Source organism: Streptomyces sp. NPDC001393 (assembly GCF_053597455.1).
Genome location: NZ_JBSFIH010000014.1, coordinates 14,704 through 32,000, shown reverse-complemented (window position 1 = coordinate 32,000; position 17,297 = coordinate 14,704). Strand labels below are relative to the sequence as shown.

19 protein-coding genes and 1 pseudogene are annotated in these 17,297 nt (G+C 69.8%); 17 read left to right on the top strand and 3 right to left on the bottom strand.

Annotated features, from left to right (window positions below; genetic code table 11):
- Positions 1 to 4: 4 nt before the first annotated feature.
- Both ACWC2T_RS17655 and ACWC2T_RS17650 read right to left on the bottom strand, forming a co-directional pair.
- Entirely contained in the window at positions 5 to 559 is a 555-nt protein-coding gene (locus tag ACWC2T_RS17655) for a flavoprotein (RefSeq protein ID WP_355941094.1), read from the bottom strand.
- The gene (locus ACWC2T_RS17650; RefSeq protein WP_450671246.1) at positions 556 to 1,827 is read right to left on the bottom strand and encodes a helix-turn-helix domain-containing protein; all 1,272 of its coding nucleotides are present in this window, start codon (positions 1,825 to 1,827) and stop codon (positions 556 to 558) included. The genes ACWC2T_RS17655 and ACWC2T_RS17650 overlap by 4 nt, the downstream gene beginning before the upstream one ends.
- A gap of 175 nt (positions 1,828 to 2,002) precedes the next feature.
- Here ACWC2T_RS17650 and ACWC2T_RS17645 point away from each other — a divergent pair, with 175 nt between their 5' ends.
- From ACWC2T_RS17645 to ACWC2T_RS17595, 11 genes are all read left to right on the top strand, one after another.
- Positions 2,003 to 2,440 (top strand): ATP-binding protein, encoded by a 438-nt coding sequence (locus ACWC2T_RS17645; RefSeq protein WP_369365170.1) that lies wholly within the window; start codon positions 2,003 to 2,005, stop codon positions 2,438 to 2,440.
- 2 nt (positions 2,441 to 2,442) lie between these two features.
- On the top strand, positions 2,443 to 3,762 hold the full coding sequence (locus ACWC2T_RS17640; RefSeq protein WP_369365171.1) for a UDP-N-acetylglucosamine 1-carboxyvinyltransferase: 1,320 nt from the start codon (positions 2,443 to 2,445) through the stop codon (positions 3,760 to 3,762).
- Complete coding sequence (locus ACWC2T_RS17635) at positions 3,759 to 4,994, top strand: bifunctional UDP-sugar hydrolase/5'-nucleotidase (RefSeq protein ID WP_381553422.1); 1,236 nt, start codon at positions 3,759 to 3,761, stop codon at positions 4,992 to 4,994. Before ACWC2T_RS17640 ends, ACWC2T_RS17635 begins: the two co-directional genes overlap by 4 nt.
- The gene (gene dcd / locus ACWC2T_RS17630; protein ID WP_369365174.1) at positions 4,994 to 5,533 is read left to right on the top strand and encodes a dCTP deaminase; all 540 of its coding nucleotides are present in this window, start codon (positions 4,994 to 4,996) and stop codon (positions 5,531 to 5,533) included. Before ACWC2T_RS17635 ends, dcd begins: the two co-directional genes overlap by 1 nt.
- Complete coding sequence (locus ACWC2T_RS17625) at positions 5,530 to 6,066, top strand: dCTP deaminase (protein WP_369365176.1); 537 nt, start codon at positions 5,530 to 5,532, stop codon at positions 6,064 to 6,066. Before dcd ends, ACWC2T_RS17625 begins: the two co-directional genes overlap by 4 nt.
- 23 nt (positions 6,067 to 6,089) lie before the next feature.
- Entirely contained in the window at positions 6,090 to 7,178 is a 1,089-nt protein-coding gene (locus ACWC2T_RS17620; protein WP_369368930.1) for a glycosyltransferase family 4 protein, read from the top strand.
- A 94-nt stretch (positions 7,179 to 7,272) separates the two neighbouring features.
- The gene (locus ACWC2T_RS17615) at positions 7,273 to 8,316 is read left to right on the top strand and encodes a serine hydrolase domain-containing protein (protein ID WP_450671245.1); all 1,044 of its coding nucleotides are present in this window, start codon (positions 7,273 to 7,275) and stop codon (positions 8,314 to 8,316) included.
- 27 nt (positions 8,317 to 8,343) lie between these two features.
- The gene (locus ACWC2T_RS17610) at positions 8,344 to 8,877 is read left to right on the top strand and encodes an NUDIX domain-containing protein (RefSeq protein ID WP_369365180.1); all 534 of its coding nucleotides are present in this window, start codon (positions 8,344 to 8,346) and stop codon (positions 8,875 to 8,877) included.
- A gap of 790 nt (positions 8,878 to 9,667) precedes the next feature.
- Positions 9,668 to 10,642: an STAS domain-containing protein gene (locus tag ACWC2T_RS17605; RefSeq protein ID WP_450671244.1), complete on the top strand. Its 975-nt coding sequence runs from the start codon at positions 9,668 to 9,670 to the stop codon at positions 10,640 to 10,642.
- Between the two features lie 257 nt (positions 10,643 to 10,899).
- Positions 10,900 to 11,412 (top strand): DUF5994 family protein, encoded by a 513-nt coding sequence (locus ACWC2T_RS17600; RefSeq protein ID WP_237280912.1) that lies wholly within the window; start codon positions 10,900 to 10,902, stop codon positions 11,410 to 11,412.
- Between the two features lie 128 nt (positions 11,413 to 11,540).
- Complete coding sequence (locus ACWC2T_RS17595; protein WP_450671243.1) at positions 11,541 to 12,734, top strand: PP2C family protein-serine/threonine phosphatase; 1,194 nt, start codon at positions 11,541 to 11,543, stop codon at positions 12,732 to 12,734.
- Positions 12,735 to 12,778: 44 nt separating this feature from the next.
- Here ACWC2T_RS17595 and ACWC2T_RS17590 read toward each other — a convergent pair whose 3' ends face one another.
- Positions 12,779 to 13,261, bottom strand: a complete 483-nt coding sequence (locus ACWC2T_RS17590; protein WP_058083969.1) for a DUF5994 family protein — start codon at positions 13,259 to 13,261, stop codon at positions 12,779 to 12,781.
- Between the two features lie 454 nt (positions 13,262 to 13,715).
- On the opposite strand from ACWC2T_RS17590, the gene ACWC2T_RS17585 reads away from it, so the two are divergent.
- The 6 genes and pseudogenes from ACWC2T_RS17585 (at position 13,716) to ACWC2T_RS17560 (ending at position 17,137) form a co-directional block, all read left to right on the top strand.
- The gene (locus tag ACWC2T_RS17585; protein WP_450671242.1) at positions 13,716 to 14,144 is read left to right on the top strand and encodes a tautomerase family protein; all 429 of its coding nucleotides are present in this window, start codon (positions 13,716 to 13,718) and stop codon (positions 14,142 to 14,144) included.
- Positions 14,137 to 14,469 (top strand): annotated as a pseudogene (locus ACWC2T_RS17580) (alcohol dehydrogenase catalytic domain-containing protein); the annotation flags it as partial. The gene ACWC2T_RS17585 and the pseudogene ACWC2T_RS17580, both read left to right, overlap by 8 nt.
- Positions 14,470 to 14,583: 114 nt before the next feature.
- Positions 14,584 to 15,477 (top strand): phosphorothioated DNA-binding restriction endonuclease, encoded by an 894-nt coding sequence (locus tag ACWC2T_RS17575; protein WP_450671241.1) that lies wholly within the window; start codon positions 14,584 to 14,586, stop codon positions 15,475 to 15,477.
- Positions 15,419 to 15,601, top strand: a complete 183-nt coding sequence (locus ACWC2T_RS17570) for a multicopper oxidase domain-containing protein (protein WP_450671240.1) — start codon at positions 15,419 to 15,421, stop codon at positions 15,599 to 15,601. Before ACWC2T_RS17575 ends, ACWC2T_RS17570 begins: the two co-directional genes overlap by 59 nt.
- A gap of 94 nt (positions 15,602 to 15,695) precedes the next feature.
- Positions 15,696 to 15,947: a hypothetical protein gene (locus ACWC2T_RS17565; RefSeq protein WP_450671239.1), complete on the top strand. Its 252-nt coding sequence runs from the start codon at positions 15,696 to 15,698 to the stop codon at positions 15,945 to 15,947.
- A gap of 11 nt (positions 15,948 to 15,958) precedes the next feature.
- Positions 15,959 to 17,137, top strand: a complete 1,179-nt coding sequence (locus ACWC2T_RS17560) for an SPFH domain-containing protein (RefSeq protein WP_450671238.1) — start codon at positions 15,959 to 15,961, stop codon at positions 17,135 to 17,137.
- The last annotated feature ends 160 nt before the right edge of the window (positions 17,138 to 17,297 follow it).

Sequence of the window (17,297 nt, the reverse complement as noted above, 5' to 3'; positions counted from 1 at the left end):
AGCGTCACCGCACCGTGTTGACCAGAGGCTCCAGCAAGTCCAGTGCTTCCTCCCAGCGGAAGCGGTCCGCCGCGCCGCCGGCCCTCGGCCGGTGCGGTTCGCAGGAACCGATCAGGACACCCATCCCCCGTAGCCGGTCCAGGCTCTGCTGGTAGGCGGGGTGGGCGGCCTGGGCGGAGTTCAGGTAGGGCAGTGCCACGGTCGGGATGGCCATGCCGTACGCCTCGCACAGGATGCCCAGGGCGAGGGTGTCGGAGATCCCGGCGGCCCACTTGTTGATCGTGTTGAAGGTGGCGGGAGCCACGGCGATCGCGTCCGCCGGGGGCAGTGGGCGCGGGTCTCCCGGTGAACGCCAGGCGGAGCGGATCGGGTAGCCGGTCTGTGCCTCGATCGCCGTAGCGTCGATGAAGCCAAATCCCTGCGGTGTGGCGATGACGCCGACATCCCAGTTCGCCTCCTGGGCGGCCGTGATCAGCTTGCCGACGTCACGGGCCACGCCTGCCGCGCACACGACGACGTACAGGAAGGGCTTCTTGTCCGGGGCAGTCGGTTCGGTCACGCGGGGACTCCCAGTTGGCGGCTGAAGTGGTGCAGTTCCGGCAGGGTACGTCGGCGGTCGCGGGCGGCCATATCGGCGACCAGGTTGCGGACGTCGGGGCGGCGGATGTCCTGGGCGGCGCAGGTCTCGGCGATCCTCAGGGCTTGGTAGCCGTCGGCCAGGCGTCCCTGCTGGCTGTAGGCGCGAGCCGCTTCGACCCATAGTGCGGCCCGGCGTTCGGGGACCGGGATGTGCCGGCGCATGAGGGGCCTGGCCGCCTGAAGGGCGAGGCCGGCGTCGCCGAAGGCCACCAGGGCGCTCAGCTCGTGCAGGGCGACGTTGGTCGGGCTGAAGGTGGCCCAGGCGTCGGGCCGGTCGAGAGTGACGTACCGCGAGACTTCTTTCGCCTCGGTGAGGAATTCCTTCGTGGCCGCGCGATCACCACGACTGCTGGCCGCGGTCACACCGCGCAGGAGCAGCAGTCCCACGGCGGCGAGGTACTTCGGTGAACGCCGGTCGTAGGAGCCGGTGAGCTGGTCGGCGGTGTGCCGGACCAAGGTGACGGCCTCCGTGGCGTGCTTCTCACGGACCAGCACGTGGGCCTGGACACGGACGCTGGAGGCGAGGACGACTGGGTCGCCTGAGCGTTCGGCTTCTGCCATCGCCCGGCCGACGGCGAGCCATGCGTTGCCCTGGTCGTGCTGCTTGAGCAGCAGGCTCGTCGTCGTCTGGTACGCCGTGGCCAGGAGCCGGGACACCGTGTCCCCGTCCGTCGCATCACCGACCGCCAGTCGCAGGTCGGCAATCAGGCTCGGGAGGGTGCGCTCCAACTCCGTGTATTGGCAGGTGTGGAAGAGCCTCAGTGCTGATCCGACGCGTTCGTACAGGACGGCCGTGCCCTGGGGGCCACCGGTGCCCGCGGGGCCGGGACCGGGCAGGAGGGCCTGGACGAGGGCGGTGTGCAAGGCCGAAGAGCCGGCCGGGGCCGCGAGCGCTGCGATACTCGCGGCGAGGAAGGTGCGGCGGTGCATGTCGTCAGCTTCTCGATCGGCGGCGGAGACGTCCTGAGACGGGGCGAGGCCCAACTCATGAGGCGGGATGTTCAGTTCCTGCGCGATGGCGCGTAATACGCGGATGTCCTCCGTGCCGCGACCGCTCTCCAGACGGCTCACCTTGGACTGGTGATACCCAAGCGCTGCGGCCACGCCGTGCTGTGAACGCCGCTGTAACACCCGTGCCCGACGGATCCGGTCTCCGATCCGTCTCGCTTCCCCATGCGCGTCGGCCATCTGCCACGGCTCCTTCCGCCGTCGCTGATCCTGCCTGCTCAATCGAGCATAGATCAGCCGTAGTTGGCCGTGATGCAGCCCCTGCATAAGTCATGCATCGCCCGCGTCAGGGCTCACCACTCGCGGCGACGGACTGGTTGCTTGGTGTGGCCCCACCTACACCGGGAGGCCGCTCATGGAAGCGCACCAGCTCGCTCTTTCCCTACCCGCGATGCCCGCCGCAGCAAGCCAGGCCCGGCACCAGGCCGTGGACGCGATAGCGGGCTGGGGCTCGGGACTGGGCGCCGAGGTGGTGCACACAGCCGAACTGCTGGTCAGCGAGCTCGTCACCAACGCGGTCCAGTACGCCGGCACCGGATCCGTCTCGCTCGCGGTCTGTCTCGACGAGGCCGTCCTGCGGATCGAGGTCTGCGACACGAGCCCGGTCCTACCCCAGCCAGCTCTGCCCGACGCGGACAGCGAGGGCGGCCGGGGTCTGTTCCTCGTCGCCGCTCTCGCCGACCGGTACCACGCCGAACCGACGAAGAACGGCAAGCGCTGCTGGGCCGAAATCGACCTGACCAGCAAACCCAGCCAGGAAGTCGCCTGTTTCCCGCCCCTCCAGAGGAGTTGATGATGACGACCACCCACGCCCCCGGCGTGGCCGCCGAGGTGATCGCCGTACGCCCCGGGCCGCCGCTCGCCGGCACCGTGAGCGTCGACGGCTCCAAGAACGCCGCTCTGCCGCTCCTGGCCGCCGCGGCGGCCCTCGGTCGCCCGGGCCGATTGAGCAACGTCCCGGACAGCACGGACGTCCAGATCATGCTCACTCTGCTGCACCAGGCGGGTTGGCATGTCACGCAGCCCGTCGGCGAACCAACCACTTACGTGATCCTGCCGACGGAGGCATCTCAACGACTGCCCGATCTGGCGCAGGCAGCCCACATCCGCGCCTCGTACTACCTCGTCCCCGCCCTGCTCGCGCGTTACGGCCAGGCGCGGCTGCCTTGGCCGGGTGGCTGCCGGATCGGTGCGCGCGGGATGGAGCTGCACTTCAAGGTGTACGAGGCGTTCGGCGACCGGAGCCGGCAGGACAGCTCCGGGTACGGCATCGAAGCCCTCAGCTCTCACACGGGCACCGTCTCCATCGCACTGCCCTTCCGCTCTCGCGGTGCGACCGTGGCCGCGACACTGCGCGCCCTCACAACCGGCCGGCCCTTACGGCTGGGCCAACCCAACCTCTCGCCCGAAGTCCTGAGCGTGCTCGACGCCCTGAGTTCGGTGGGCTGGGAGACGCGCGCCAACGAGCATGTACTGACTCTCTCGCCGCCCTCCTCGCCGCCGACTGCCCCCGCTGCCTGGACCGTGCCCGGAGACAAGATCGAGGCAGCCACGCTGGCCTGCGCGATCGCCGCGACGCGCGGTACTGCCCGTATCGACGGCGTGCAGGGCAAGGACGTAGGCCCGTTCGTGGCTGCCCTTCATCAGCTCGGCATCCCCGCAGACGCGGAGCCGGGTGGCCTTACTGTCCGCGCGTATGAGACACCCCCCACTGGTCGTCCCCTGCGGGCCATCGCCTCTCTGAGCCCTGCGGGCCTCGACGCCGACTTCGAACCACCGCTCATGGCACTCGCCCTCGGACTGCCCGGCACGCATCTGTTCGCCGACGCCATCAATCCCGGCCGCCACGGCAACCTGCTGCCGCAGCTGACCCGCCTAGGCGCCCGGATCGAGGAGATCTCCCCCACCGAATGCCGCCTGACCGGGCCCCAGCAGCTGACGGGCGCGGGCGTCGAAGCCACCGACATCCGCACCGGGTCCGCCCTCATGGTCGTCGGCCTCACGGCCCGAGGCGTCACCACCATCGGCGGCCTCGACCAGCTGCGCCGCGGCCACGCCGACCTGTCCGGCAAGCTGCGCACCCTGGGCGCCGACATCTGCGAGGTCACCCCATGACCACCGACGGCCGGAACCTCCGCCGGGTCATTGCCACGACCGACGTCCACTCCGCCTTCGACAACGCCGCGCCCTTCCTGACACACCTCCACGCGCTGCGCCCGACCTCGCTCATCGTGGACTGCGGCGACTTCTTCGAAGGCAGTGGGTACTACCGCCTCGGTCGCGGCACGATCGAGCGCGAGATCCTGCTCGGGCTGTACGACGTGCTGGCCCCTGGCAACCACGGCTGGCCCCACCACTTCGAACCCGACCTCCACCTGCACACTGTCTGTGCCAACGCCGTCGATGCCAACACCGGCGACGCACTCTTCCGCCGCTTGTACATCGCGGACATCACTGGACGTCGCATCGGCGTAACCGCTGTGATCGGCCGACAAGCCTTCCACTCGATCCCGGTCGCCCAGCGAGCCGGCCACTGCGTCACTGATCCCGTCCAGGCCCTACGCGAGCTGATGCTCGCTCACCACCACGAGGTGGACAGCTGGGTCCTGCTCAGCCACTCCGGCTTCGACGAGGACCGGAAACTCGCGGCAGCCTGTCCGTTCCTCGATGTGGTCTTCGCCGGGCACTGCCACAGCGATCAGTACGGGCCGGTCCGGGTCGACGACACCCTGGTCGTCAAGGGTCGGGAACTCGCCGGCGGCTATGCCATCGCCACGCCCGTGGGCACGGGATGGGGTGCGGGCACCACGTCCTTCCCGGATCGGGCCCCGAGCGTCGTTCCCACGGAGCTTGCGGGCCTGCACTCACGCATCGAGGACGTCAAGCAGCAGCTGGCCGGCGTCCTCGGCCCGATCAGACCGGCCTACCGCCACCAGTCCCTCGACCGGCGCAGCCTGCTCGTGGACCTCACCGCCCGCCTGCGTACGGCACTCGGGGCAGACACGGTCATCCTCAACGAGACGGCACTACGCGCCGTACCACTCGGCGACACCCTCACCCAGGGCCACCTGCTCTCCATCGAACCGTTCGCCAACCAGCTGGTGCACGCCCACGTACCTGAGCAGGCACGCAGCGACCTCCCCGGCTGGCTGTCACATCTGACCACCCAGACCGGCCCGCTCGTCACCGCCCCCGATCCCTTGCCGGATGCCGTCACCACCGTGCTGACCACCGACTACCTCGCCGACAACTACCTCGGCGAGCGCACGCACGAGGCCGGCCTGCGTCTGGACCAGGCTGTCCAGCACGTCCTCACCGCCCCCGACACCGCGGAAGGAGGCAGTTAATGATCCTCACTGGCCCGGAGATCACCGCAGCCGCTCACGACGGCCGCCTCCGCATCACCCCCTTCGCCGCCGACCAGGTCAACCCCAACAGCTACAACGTGCGTCTGGGCCCCACCTTGATCACGTACACGAGCACGGTCCTGGACGCCCACCGGCCCAACCCCACCCGCGAAACCACCATCGGCCCGGACGGGCACGTCCTCCAGCCAGGCGAGCTCTACCTCGGCCACACCCTCGAAGAGGTCGGCTCCGACACCTTCGTCCCGCTGCTGTTCGGCCGCTCCTCCGTCGGCCGCCTCGGCCTGTTCGTCGAGATCACCGCCCCCATCGGCGACATCGGCTTCCACGGCCAGTGGACACTCATGCTCACCCCGATCCGACCGCTGCGCGTGTACGCCAGCATGAAAATCGGGCAGATCATGTTCTTCCTCTCCACCGGCGCCATCGACCTCTACCGCGGCAAGTACCAGGCCGCCACAGGCCCGCAGCCCTCCGTCTACTGGCGAGACCTCACCCGACTCCGGGCGGTGGCCTCGTGATCCTCACCGGCCCCGCCATCGCCGCCGCCGTCCAGGCCGGCGAGATCACCATCGACCCGTACGAGCCCAGCCGCGTCTCCCCCAACGCCTACGACTGGCGCCTCGGCAACACCATCCGCGTCTGCGACGGCGACCTCGACGCCGCAATGCCCACCACCTTCACCGAGCAGTCCATCCCCGACGCCGGCCTGGTGCTGCGCCCTGGCCTGCTCTACCTCGGCATCACCCTGGAACGGACCGGTTCGGAGACGTACGCGCAGCTGCTGAACGGCGACCGCACCATCGGCTCCCTGGGCATCTGGGTCCACGTGTCGGCTCCGCTCGGACACCAGGGCCATGCGATCCGCTGGACGCTGGAGATCCGCGCCACCCAACCGGTGCGCGTGTATCCGGGCATGACCTTCGGCAAGCTCGTCTTCCTCACCACCTTCGGCGCCCCGGCCAGCTACCAGCAGCAGCCGGCCAAGTACGCGTCCACGGAAGGCATCGACATCTCGCGCCTCTACGAGGAGATCGACGGAGGAATGCGGTGAACGCCAGCTCGGCCACCGGCCCGATGGCCGCCACCTTCCTGGATCTCCCCGCCGGAAGCCCCGGCGGCAGCGTCGAACTCTTCCTCGACCTCTACACCGGCGAGCAACCCCTCATCCCGGCCCACGCCTTCATGCTCGCACCACCTGGTCACGCTCCCCGTCCACCCGCCGGCCTCAACCTGCTCCCCGCAGCAGGCAAATGCCTGGAAGGAGCAGCCTTCAGCCGCTACGTCACCACCCTGCGCAGAGCGCTTACAGCCACGCTCGATCCCACACAGATCGACGTCCTCCACTTGCAGCACCTCGCATTCGGCGCCACTCCTGCCCTCATCCGGGCTCTGCCCTCGCATCCCCGGATCGCCCTCGTCCACGGCACGGACCTGCTCTTCGCCGAGACCCACCGAGACCAGCTCCAGGTGCTACGCGAAACAGCCAGGGCCGCCGACGCCATCGTGGTCCCGACCACCGCAATGGCCGACCGCCTCCTCAAGCTCGCCCCGCAGATCGAACGCCGCAAGATCACCCACATCCCCTGGGGCATCCCCGACCACCTGCTTACCGCCCCGCCCGCCCGGCCGGCACGCACCTCCGCCAGCCACCTGCGGCTCCTGTACGCAGGACGCCTGACCAACGAAAAGGGTGCCGAGGCCCTGATCAAGAGCCTGGCTCCCGTGCCCGGTATCGAGCTGAGCGTCGCAGCGCCCAAAGCCCAGTTCCACGTACTGGCCCCACTGCTGCAGCGAGCCGGCGTACGGGTCCGCTACCTCGGCTGGCTCCGCCGCCCACAGCTATGGAAAGCCTTCACCGAACACGACGTATTAGTCGTGCCGTCCACCACCCTGGAAGCCATGGGACTCGTCGCATTGGAAGCCCAAGCGTGCGGGCTCCCCGTCCTCTACCAGCCCGTCCCCGGCCTCAATCAAGCCCTCGCCGCTTCCGGCATGGCCACCGACTTCACCCACTCCGCCGCACTCGCGCGCGACCTCGACCGGCTGAGAAGGACACCCGGGCTGATGACTGCCCTCCGGCAGGCGGGCTATGCCAACGCGGCACGCTATCCCCTCTCGGCGACCGCACGATCCCTGACCGACCTCGGCCGACAGCTCACCTGAACCGACCGCCAGACGACCCGACACGTCACTACCCGAACCGCTCCACGAACGTCACTACGCTGACCGGCGGGACACCCCGGCGAAGAGGGAGACCATGACGTACGACCGCGACCGCATCGAAGCCCTCCTCGACGAGGGAGTCCGCGACAAGGTGTACCCGGGCGCCGTGTGGGCCCTCGGCGACGCCACCGGCACCCTCGCCCGGGGCACCACCGGGGTCCTCGACCCCGACGAGCCGGGGGTGCCGATGCGCACCGACACCGTCTTCGACGCCGCCAGCCTCACCAAGATCCTGGCCGTCTGGTCCTCCATCGGAGCCCTGTGGGAGGACGGCACCCTCGACCTCGACCAGCCGCTCGGCAGCTTCTGGCAGGAGGTCACCGGGCACCCGCTCGGATCCGTCACCGCCCGGCAGCTGCTGACGCACACCGCCGGCGTCCCGCTGCGGGCGCAGCTGAAGAACCTCTACGGCACCGACCCCTACGAGATTCGCCGAGGCGTCCTCCAAGAACAACTTCATCGGACACCCGGAGAAGCCGTCGAGTACACCGACCGGGCCGCCCTCATCCTGGGCTATCTCGCCGAACACCTCTCCGGCCAGCCCTTGGACCAACTGGCCACCACCCGCACCTGGCTCCCACTGAGCATGACCTCCACCCGCTTCGGCCCCTTGCCCGCCAGCCTCGCGACGCGCTGCGCGCCCACCGAACTAGACCAGGACACCGACACCCACCTCAAGGGAGTCGCCCACGACTTCTCGGCCCGCCTCTTGTGCGGCGTCTGCGGCATCGCCGGCGCCTTCACCGTCCTCGACGACCTCGCCGTCTTCCTCCAGTACATGCTCGCCCCCGCAGCGTCACAGCTCCGGGCTGGTTTCGGCATCGAGTGGATCAACGGGTCCCTGGCCATCGAGACGGGGCAGCTCCAGCCCGCTCGCGGCCTGTTCTGGCACCCCGCTCCCGGCACCACCATCGAGGAGGACGTCTGGGTCCACTACGGCTTCACCGGCACGGGCATGTGGATCTCACCCACCAAGGACCGCTGGGCGGTGCTCCTGACCAACAAGCTCTACTACACCCGCGACCGCGCACCGCTGACCGATGTCCGCAACAACTTCCGAGAGCTCGCCTTCAAGTAGAGGAGCCGATCGAGAGGTACGGCCGAGATGCCCACCGATCCGGTCGGGGAAGGGACCCCCGTGGCTCAGCCGACAGCCGATGACCAGCCAAAAGCGCTCATGCCCACCCTGGACTCCATGACCCTGCTGGTCGCCGCCGTCATCGTCCATGACAAGGCCACCAGCCGCGTGGTCCTCCTCCAGCGCAGCGACCAGGCCAAATTCGGCAGGGGCAAGTGGGATCTCCCGGTCGGCAAGAGCGAGCCCGGCGAGCCGATCACCGCGACGGCCGTCCGCGAGCTGTACGAGGAGACCGGTATGACCGTCAAGCCGGAAGCGCTCAAGGTCGCCCACGTCATCCACGGCGCCTGGGGCGTGGAAGCCCCCAACGGCTTCCTCACGGTCGTCTTCGTCGCCCATGAATGGTCCGGCGAGCCGGAGAACCGCGAACCGCGCAAGCACGCCCAAGTCCGCTGGGTCGACACCGGTGCCATCCCCGAAGAGTTCGTGGAGACCACCGCCAGCGCCCTTCATCGCTACCTGGCCGGCGGGCCTCAGGTGTCGCTGGACGGTTGGAACTGACCGAGCGCCTCTTCTGGGATAGCGTCTCGCCCCCACGGTGAGATGAGTGACCGCGTTCAGCGTTCGCCGACCTCGCCGCTTTCCTCCGCTACATGCTCGCCCCTGCCACGTCCCCCTTCGCGGGACGGTTTCGGTAACAGGTGGGTCATCTGCTCCATGAGCGCTGGCTTTCACGTAGGGACCGATCCTCCTGGCGTGCGACGTTTCGCTCGAATGGGTTCGGAGACCCGGTGAGTGGAGGTCGTGTCGCGTGTGGGTTCGGAAGTGAGCTGGCATTCAATTCGTCCGCCCGCTCTGCCGCCCGGCTTCGATCGCGGGCGGCAGTGTTGTGCTGTGTCCAGGGGAACTGCGCGGCGGCCAGTGTTGTGTCCAGAGCGGCGCGCATCCGGGCACCTGTCGCGACAGGGCAGGGGCGAGGTGGTGCCCCCTTACCCTGCCGGCCCTCGGCTGTGAGGTGCACACGTACCAGCAGCCGCAGCATCACCACCGTTCTGACGTGGGAGAACGGCCTTTCAAGTGACGCGGCCCCTACCGTGCCGCGCCCTTCGACCCAGCCGCTTCCGGTTGCGGCAGACGTACGGTTGAAGTACCGAGGGCATCACGCACTCCGGGCCACCACGCCGGGTCGTCCTCGGCGAGAGACGAGTGAATCCGGGCCGCCCCAGCGGTCGGCGCGGAGACGGGTCGGGGCCATGTACGCCGCGGTCGAAGCAACTCAGCGCAAGCTCATCACGGCAAGGATCGCGCTGAGCGCCCGTGCAGGTCCGCAACCTCGCCGAGGGGAGACGTGATGACCTTTTCCCGGCTGGACATCCATCGGCGGAACCGAGGAGAGCGGACGCTCGTCACGCTTGCCGGAGACATCGGGCCGGCCACGACGCCGCTGCTGCGGGCCGCAGTGGAGCAGTGTCTGCTGGACGGTGTCACCGTGATCGACATCGACCTGACCACAGTCGGCTCCTGCGACGCCAGGGGCTTGGACGTCCTCCTGTCGGCAGCACAGCGCGCCGGCCGGGTCCACGCTCGCCTGCGGCTGCACCATCCGTGCGCTCAGATTACCCGGGTCCTCGATGCCACGGGATCGACTTCGCTGCTCCCTACGGCCCCCGCGAGTCCCGTGCCGCCCGCCGCATCCGACGGCTTCATGAGTGCGGCGACGGGGGCGCCCGAGGACTCCGCTCGCCGACCGGACCAGCCGGTCCTCAAGGACGGGATCCGCCTTCGTCGGCTGACCCGCTGGCAGGCAGAAGACATGGGCGCGGACATCGCGGACCTGGCTGCGGAGTCCGTCGCAGGCACCACGGGCGAGCGGTACCACAACCGCGGGGACTTCCTGCACCGCTTGTCGATCACCGCCCGCCGCCCCGGCTTCGCCCTGCTGGTCGCCGAGACGACGGTGCTGGTCGGTTGCGCCTTCGGTTTTCCGATGGGCTCTGAAGGCTCCGGCAGCCGGGGGTCCGACGGAACGCTCCAGGAGATCATCCAGCGGCTCACCTCCCGCGCACGGTTCGTCGTCCTCACCCAGGTCGTGGCCCACCCGCACGTTCAGCACCGCGACATCGCCCGCCGGCTGCAACAGCGTCTGCTCACAGAGCTGCACTCCTCCCTCGGGATCACCCTGCTGCATCCTGCCGACCGGGCAGGACAAGCCGCCTTCTCGTCCTGGGGCTGGCAGAACATGGGTGAGGTCGTCGGGCTGCCCGGCTCCGTCGCCCCATGCGTGTTGACTCTGTCCCTCGAAGGGCAGCTCTCGGCACGCCGATGACGTGGCAGAGGAGCGATGAGCCGGCGGTCGTACCGGCCGGGGCGCGGTCACGTGACCCGTCTTCCGCCGTATGGAGGTGCCTCCACGGGATGGCTGCCTGCTTCTCGGCGCGATGGCTGCGCACCACGCCGCCCGCCACGGCTGGGAGTAGCGTGGGAGGTACCGAGAACTTCCGGGCGTACGACCACGGCGGCGCCGTTCCCGGCGAGTGACTGACACGGGCAGCCGGAAAGCAGCGCCCGGAACGGGATCGCACGATGAACGCCATCACAAAGCCCGCCGAAGGTACCGCGCCAGGTTACGGACACTCCTACCGGATGCCCATGCCCCGGCTGCGCCTCACGCCGGACGTCAGCCATGGCCCGCTGGACGGCGCATGGTGGCCGCGCTGCGACGCACTCGAACTCGAATTGCCCGCGCTGGTCGGTTCCCTGGATCCGAGCAGCGGCACCGTCACCCGCGTGACCGTGGGGACCGCCGCCTGGCCCGACGCCCCGCAGGAGGTGATGGCGCCCGGCCACGTGATCGAGGTGGTCCTGACCGATTCCGCCGCCGAGGCGCACGCCATCACCGTGGACTGCGGCACCGTGGGACGCTGGGAACTGCTGGTGATCCCCCCGGACGAGCCGGCCGGAGTAGCCACCCGGCTGCTGACCGCCGCCGCCGACCCCGGGAACCCACTGTCGGCTCCGCGCCTGCTGGCACTCGCCGAGAGCAGCCTCGACGGACAGGACGCATGGGAGTCGGAAGGAGGAGCCGGACCCAGGTGAGCAGCCCGGCCGGCTCCGCCCGACCAGCGGGCCGGGCATTCACGACCGCAGATGGAGCCATGGCACCGACAGATCCGTTGTCGTCCCGGCCCGCACCCGCCCGAAGCGTGACCGCGGAAGGTGAGGGGATGGCGGCAGGATGGCGCCCGGACCGGTCCGAGAGCCTCGGGGAAGCGCTCCTCGGGAAGATCCTCGACAGCGCGCACGAACTCCCGCCCCATCTCATCGGGCCCTTGGTCGCCGACGTCGTGGAGCGGCTCGGTGGCCGCCGTCCGCAGGTGCTGTTGCAGGACTACGGCCAGTTGGTGCTCGTACCGCTGCCCGGTGAGGGACTCACCGGCGGGGAACCTCACGTGATCGACGACTCCGAGGCGGGCCGCTGCTTTCTCGATGCCGTCCCTGTAGAGGTGCCCCATGAGGACGGCGTCCGGGTCCATCTGCCCCTGCTGGACGGCGGTGACCAGGTGGGGGTCATGGCGGTGACGCTGGACAGCGTCGATGACGACGATCGCCGCCTGCTGCTCAGGATCTCCGGGTTGGTGGCCGACCTTCTGGTGACCAAGCACGGCTACTCCGACCTGTTCTTCGACGTCCGACGCGGTGAGGCGATGAGCGTCGCAGCGGAGATCCAGTGGTCACTGCTGCCACCGCTCGCGATGATCATGCCCCGGGTCGCCGTGGCCGGGATCCTGGAACCCGCCTACGACGTGGGCGGCGACAGCTTCGACTACGCGCTCAACCACGACGTCCTCCACGTGGCCATGATCGACGCGATGGGCCACGGACTGGACGCGGCCACGATGGCCACCGTGGCCATCGGCGCCTACCGCCACGCCCGCCGCGCCGGCATCGGACTGTCGGAGATCTACGCGTTCATGGACCGCGCCGTGGCCAGGCAGTTCGGTCCCGAGCACTTCGTCACCGCGCAGATGATGCAGCTGGACACGACGACGGGACGGGTGCAGTGGGTCAACGCCGGGCACCCGCCGCCGATCCTCGTCCGCGACCACCGCGTCGCACAGCGTCTGGTCGCCCCGACGACCCTCCCCGTCGGCCTCGGTGGTCCGGAGCCCCGGATCAGCGGGCTGGGGCTGGTGCCCGGGGACCGAGTCCTCTGCTTCACCGACGGAGTGGTCGAGGAGCACAAGAGCGGCGGGGAGGAGTTCGGGGAGGACCAGCTGATCGACTGCGTGAACCATCTGGAGAGGACCGGCCGCGGCATCCGGGCGGTGACGCGCTCCCTGTCCCACACGCTCAAACAGGCGCGGGGCGGACAGACCAGCGATGACGCAACGCTGCTCATGGTGGAGTGGCGCGGCTGAACCCCCCGACACCGTTTTGCTGGTCGCGCCCGGCGGCGGGCCCGTCAGCCCGGCGAACCGTGCCCGCTCCCGGTGTCGATGAGAATCTGTTCCGCCTGGCTGTTGTTGTCTGCCCGGACCGCCTGGGCCATCGCGGCGCGGGCGGCGTCCGGTGCCGCGTCCGGCGGAACCACGAGCAGAGAGAAGATGTCCCTGTCGCCCCGGGTGATCAGGACCGTGTCGTCACCGACCGGGAAGGCATCAATGTGCACCACCCGGTCGTCCACGGCGATACGCGTCGGGAGACCTTCCCAGGCCGCGGTGTCCAGTCCCACACGGGTCACGGGGCCGAGGTGGGCAATGAGGGCGCTCAGCAGCGCGGGCAGCTCAGCACCGATGTCGCGCGAGCGCGGCCACCACGCGCCGTCGAGGACGCCTTCGCGTGATTCGGTCGTTTCCAGCCGGAGAAGCGCACACCCTGGCCGCACCGCCTCGTGGACGCCGCTGGGCAGACGCCGGGGAACAGGTGGTGTATCCGAGCTGGTCATGATGACCACCCGTCTGAGGGCTGGTGCGACGACGGGACTCCGCCTCGCACCTGCCACGTTACTCCTGGTGTCACGCGCGACGGGCATCTCCGAAGCTCCCCCTCGTCCGGCCCCGGAGGGAACGGATGCAGCACACAGGACGTCCGTCGCATGTCGAGAGCTCCCTAGGCGCGAAAACTGGGCATGAACGCCTCCCCAGCCAGGTCCCCGGAGGGCACATCCAGGGCACATGAGTCCGGGAAACGGCGTTGACCCGTGAGAACTACCGAGGAGTGTTTCCGCAGGTCAACGCACGCTTCACAGAGAAACCCCAGGCCAGCGCCCCGCCCCTCCCAATCGCTGCACGAGTGGCAGGACTTCAGCCATCGGTTGCATGAGGCGGGGCATCAGCCTTATTGCCTTGTGTGGCCCTGAGCTGGGGTTTTCGTGGGTTCGAGGCCGACATGATCAGCGCTTGATCGCGTCGGCGACGAGTGCCTGCAACTGCCTGACCGAGGAGGGCCGCGCCACCATCCAGCGCGACCTGGCCGCCGTACTGCTGCGCTGGGAGGGCGCCCCCGACACCGCCTTCTTCCGTGCCCAGGCGTGGAGTTACCTCGTCGAACTGCCCGAGGGCGCCCAGACCACGGCCGAGGACGACGCGCCACGATTCCTGGTGGAGGTCACGGTCCCGCAGGGCGCCCTGTCCGAGCGTCGCAAGGCGGGCCTGGTCGAGGAGGCGACGAAGACCGTCCTGGCCGCCGCCGGCCTCGGCCCGGACGACGCCCTGCGGGTGTGGGTGCTGGTGCACGAGCAGCCCGACGGCACCTGGGGCGCGGGCGGTTCCGTCGTCCGCTACGCCGACCTCGTGGCCCTGGCGAAGGAGCAGCGCACCGATGCGTGAACTGACCTACGCCGCCAAGCGCACCGTCGAATGGCGAGAAGCACCCGATCCCGAGATCCAGTCGAGCGCTGAGGCGATCGTCGCCCCGGTCGCCGCCACCCCGTGCGACGTCGACTCCGCCATCCTCGCAGGTCAAGGCTTCATCGAGCCGCCCTTCGCCCTGGGCCACGAGTGCGTCGCCCGGGTCGTCGAGACCGACGACGCCGTCACCGCCGTCACCCCCGGCGACCTCGTCGTCGTCCCCTGGTCCGTCAACTGCGGCACCTGCGACCGCTGTCGCGCCGGACTCACCGCACACTGCACCACCGTGCCCTACATGGCCATGACGGTGGCATGAGCGCGACGCTCCTGGACGAACTCATGGGCCGCGCCTGCGCGGCAGCCGGGATGCCCGGCCTGACCGTCTGTGCGCGGTCGGACCCGTCTACGATCAGCCGCCATGGACTGGCTGGAGCGGATGGCGAAGCTGAGGCAGTGGACCAGGAGCGGAACACGCGCCCCGCACAAGCCGCTGCTGCTCCTGTACGCCCTCGGCCGGTTCCAGCAGGACGCCGACGGCGGTCTGCGCTACACCGCGGTGGAGCAGGACCTGCAGCGCCTGCTGACCGAGTACGGACCGCCCCACAAGACGACGCCCGCCTACCCCTTCCACCACCTGGTCAGCGACGGCGTATGGGAAGTGCGCACCGATCGGGGACCGGGAAGCCCCGGGAGCGGGGTGCGGGACCTCCGCGAGACGGGCGCCACCGGGCGGCTCGCGCCGGACCTGAGAGCGGCGCTGCGCCGCGAGCCGGATCTGCTCGGCAGGATCGCGCGACTGCTGCTCGACCTGCACTTCCCGCCCTCCCTGCACGGGGAACTGTGCGAAGCCGCCGGCCTGGAACTGGAGCCGTCCGGGGTCGAGCAGCTCTCGGCGGCACGCAGGCAGCGGGATCCACGGATGCGGGAGCAGGTCCTGACCGCCTACGAGTACCGGTGCGCTTTCTGCGGATACGACGGCAGGATCGGCGCGGTGCCGGTCGGGCTGGAGGCCGCCCATGTGCGCTGGTGGGCGTTCGGCGGCCCCGACGAGATCGAGAACGGGCTCTGCCTGTGCTCGCTGCACCACAAGCTCTTCGACAAGGGCGTCCTCGGCGTGGGGGACGATCACCGCATCCTGGTCTCACAGCGCTTCGTCGGCCACAGCCCCGCCGCCCGCGAGCACGTCATAGCCCTCGCGGGCCGCCCGCTCGTCGGTCCACAGCCCGGCGCGCGCCCCGTTGCCGCAGCTCACCGTGACTGGCACGCCCGACAGGTCTTCCACGGCGAACCACGCCCTGCCACGGCCGCCTGACCGCGGCGGCTACCAGACCCTCGACCTCCACTTCACCGCCGACCAGCCGGGACTGTCCCTGTTCCACTGCCACCAGCAGCTCCACATGGACTACGGGTTCATGATCCTGCTGCGCTGCTCCTGATCCCGCCGGGCCCGGTGCCTCCCTCCCGTTGGGAACCGGCCCCGGTCGGTCTATCGTCGGAATTCTCAGGCCAGAAGGAGGAGGACGGCCGGTGATGCCGCAGGACGAGGCCGTGGTGGGCCGCACGGGCAAGGTGCTCATCGGGACGCGGGGATCCGCGGGCCCCGGTGAGGTCCTGGTGCGGGTCAGGGGCGGTTCCGAGACCTTCCTGGCGTGGTCCGAGGATCCCCTGCCCGCGGGCGCCACGGTCCTCGTGATCGAATCACGGGGATGCCGCGAGGTCGGCGTCATCGAGTGGGTGGATCCATTGGACACGCTCGGCGGAGACACCGCCGACGCAGGCTGAGGAGTACAAGCATGTTCGGATACCGCGTTCCCGCTCCCGACGAGGCGATGTTGATCTCGGGAGGCCGGCGGGGACTGGGGGGCGCGCCGTTCCGAGTGGTGACGGGCCACGGAAAGTTCGTACTGCCCGTCTTTCGCAAGGTCCGCTTCCTCACCCTGTCCATGTGTGAGGCGGAGGTCACCGAGACCTGTGTGACCAAGCAGGGCATCTCGCTGCACGTCCGCGCGGTCATCGCCTTCAAGGTCGGCAACGACCACGAGAGCATCATCAACGCCGGTCAGCGCTTCCTCTCCGACCAGGAGCAGATGTCGGTGCTCACCGGCCGGATCTTCGCCGGCCACCTGCGGGCGATCATCGGCTCGATGACGGTCGAGGAGATCGTCACCGAGCGGCAGAAGCTCGCCGCCGAGGTGCTGGACACCTCCAAGACGGAGATGGCGAAGATCGGCCTGATCGTCGACTCGCTGCAGATCCAGTCGATCGACGACGGCGACACCGGCTACATCGACGCGATGTCCGCCCCGCACAAGGCGGCGATCCAGCGGCAGGCCCAGATCGCCCAGGCCCAGGCCACCCAGGCCGCGGTCGAGGCGGAGCAGGAGGCGGCCCGCAAGCAGGCCGAGTACGCCCGGCAGACCGCCATCGTCAAGGCCGAGTACTCGGCCGAGGTGGACCGCGCCCAGGCGCAGGCCGCGCAGGCCGGACCGCTCGCCCAGGCCCACGCGCAGCAGGAGGTGCTCGAGGCCCAGACGGAGCTGGCGCAGCGCCAGGCCGAGCTGCGGCAGAAGCAGCTGGTGGCCGAGGTCGTCAAGCCCGCCGAGGCCGAGGCCGAGCGGGTGCGGATCCTCGCCGCCGCCGAGGCCCAGCGCATGAAGATCCAGGCGGAGGCCGCGGCCTCCTACGACCGGGTCGCACTCGACCGGATGCTCATCGACCAGCTCCCGCAGATCGTGAAGGAGGCCGCCGGCGGCCTGTCCGGCGCCAACGTCAACGTCCTGAACGGCGCGGACGGCCTCGGCGAGATCGCCGCGGGCCTGGTGTCCCAGGGTCTGACGATCCTCGACTCGGTCCGGCAGGGCCTGGGCCAGGACAAGGACGGCCAGGGCCCGAGGGGTGACGTCAACGGCCTGCTCCAGCTGCGCTCCGGCAAGGAGCGGAAGTCGGACGACGGTCCCGTGGACATGGACTAGCCAGTCGGCGGCGGCGTGGGCCCGGCAGGCGCGCAGCTGGGCGATGCCGGTCACCGGGGCCGCGCAGCGCGTCCGTACGGTCAGTACGACGGCGTCGGCGCCGGTCAGCGCCTCCTGTACGGCGCGCCGGTCGGCCGCGTCCACCGCGACCGGCGTCACC

Excerpts from the sequence above, each read along its gene's own strand:
- ACWC2T_RS17650 (WP_450671246.1), bottom strand. The coding sequence starts at position 1,827 with ATGGCCGACGCGCATGGGGAAGCGAGACGGATCGGAGACCGGATCCGT.
- ACWC2T_RS17645 (WP_369365170.1), top strand. The coding sequence starts at position 2,003 with ATGGAAGCGCACCAGCTCGCTCTTTCCCTACCCGCGATGCCCGCCGCA.
- ACWC2T_RS17640 (WP_369365171.1), top strand. The coding sequence starts at position 2,443 with ATGACGACCACCCACGCCCCCGGCGTGGCCGCCGAGGTGATCGCCGTA.
- ACWC2T_RS17635 (WP_381553422.1), top strand. The coding sequence starts at position 3,759 with ATGACCACCGACGGCCGGAACCTCCGCCGGGTCATTGCCACGACCGAC.
- dcd (WP_369365174.1), top strand. The coding sequence starts at position 4,994 with ATGATCCTCACTGGCCCGGAGATCACCGCAGCCGCTCACGACGGCCGC.
- ACWC2T_RS17620 (WP_369368930.1), top strand. The coding sequence starts at position 6,090 with ATGGCCGCCACCTTCCTGGATCTCCCCGCCGGAAGCCCCGGCGGCAGC.
- ACWC2T_RS17615 (WP_450671245.1), top strand. The coding sequence starts at position 7,273 with ATGACGTACGACCGCGACCGCATCGAAGCCCTCCTCGACGAGGGAGTC.
- ACWC2T_RS17610 (WP_369365180.1), top strand. The coding sequence starts at position 8,344 with ATGCCCACCGATCCGGTCGGGGAAGGGACCCCCGTGGCTCAGCCGACA.
- ACWC2T_RS17605 (WP_450671244.1), top strand. The coding sequence starts at position 9,668 with ATGACCTTTTCCCGGCTGGACATCCATCGGCGGAACCGAGGAGAGCGG.
- ACWC2T_RS17600 (WP_237280912.1), top strand. The coding sequence starts at position 10,900 with ATGAACGCCATCACAAAGCCCGCCGAAGGTACCGCGCCAGGTTACGGA.
- ACWC2T_RS17595 (WP_450671243.1), top strand. The coding sequence starts at position 11,541 with ATGGCGGCAGGATGGCGCCCGGACCGGTCCGAGAGCCTCGGGGAAGCG.
- ACWC2T_RS17590 (WP_058083969.1), bottom strand. The coding sequence starts at position 13,261 with ATGACCAGCTCGGATACACCACCTGTTCCCCGGCGTCTGCCCAGCGGC.
- ACWC2T_RS17575 (WP_450671241.1), top strand. The coding sequence starts at position 14,584 with ATGGACTGGCTGGAGCGGATGGCGAAGCTGAGGCAGTGGACCAGGAGC.
- ACWC2T_RS17565 (WP_450671239.1), top strand. The coding sequence starts at position 15,696 with ATGCCGCAGGACGAGGCCGTGGTGGGCCGCACGGGCAAGGTGCTCATC.
- ACWC2T_RS17560 (WP_450671238.1), top strand. The coding sequence starts at position 15,959 with ATGTTCGGATACCGCGTTCCCGCTCCCGACGAGGCGATGTTGATCTCG.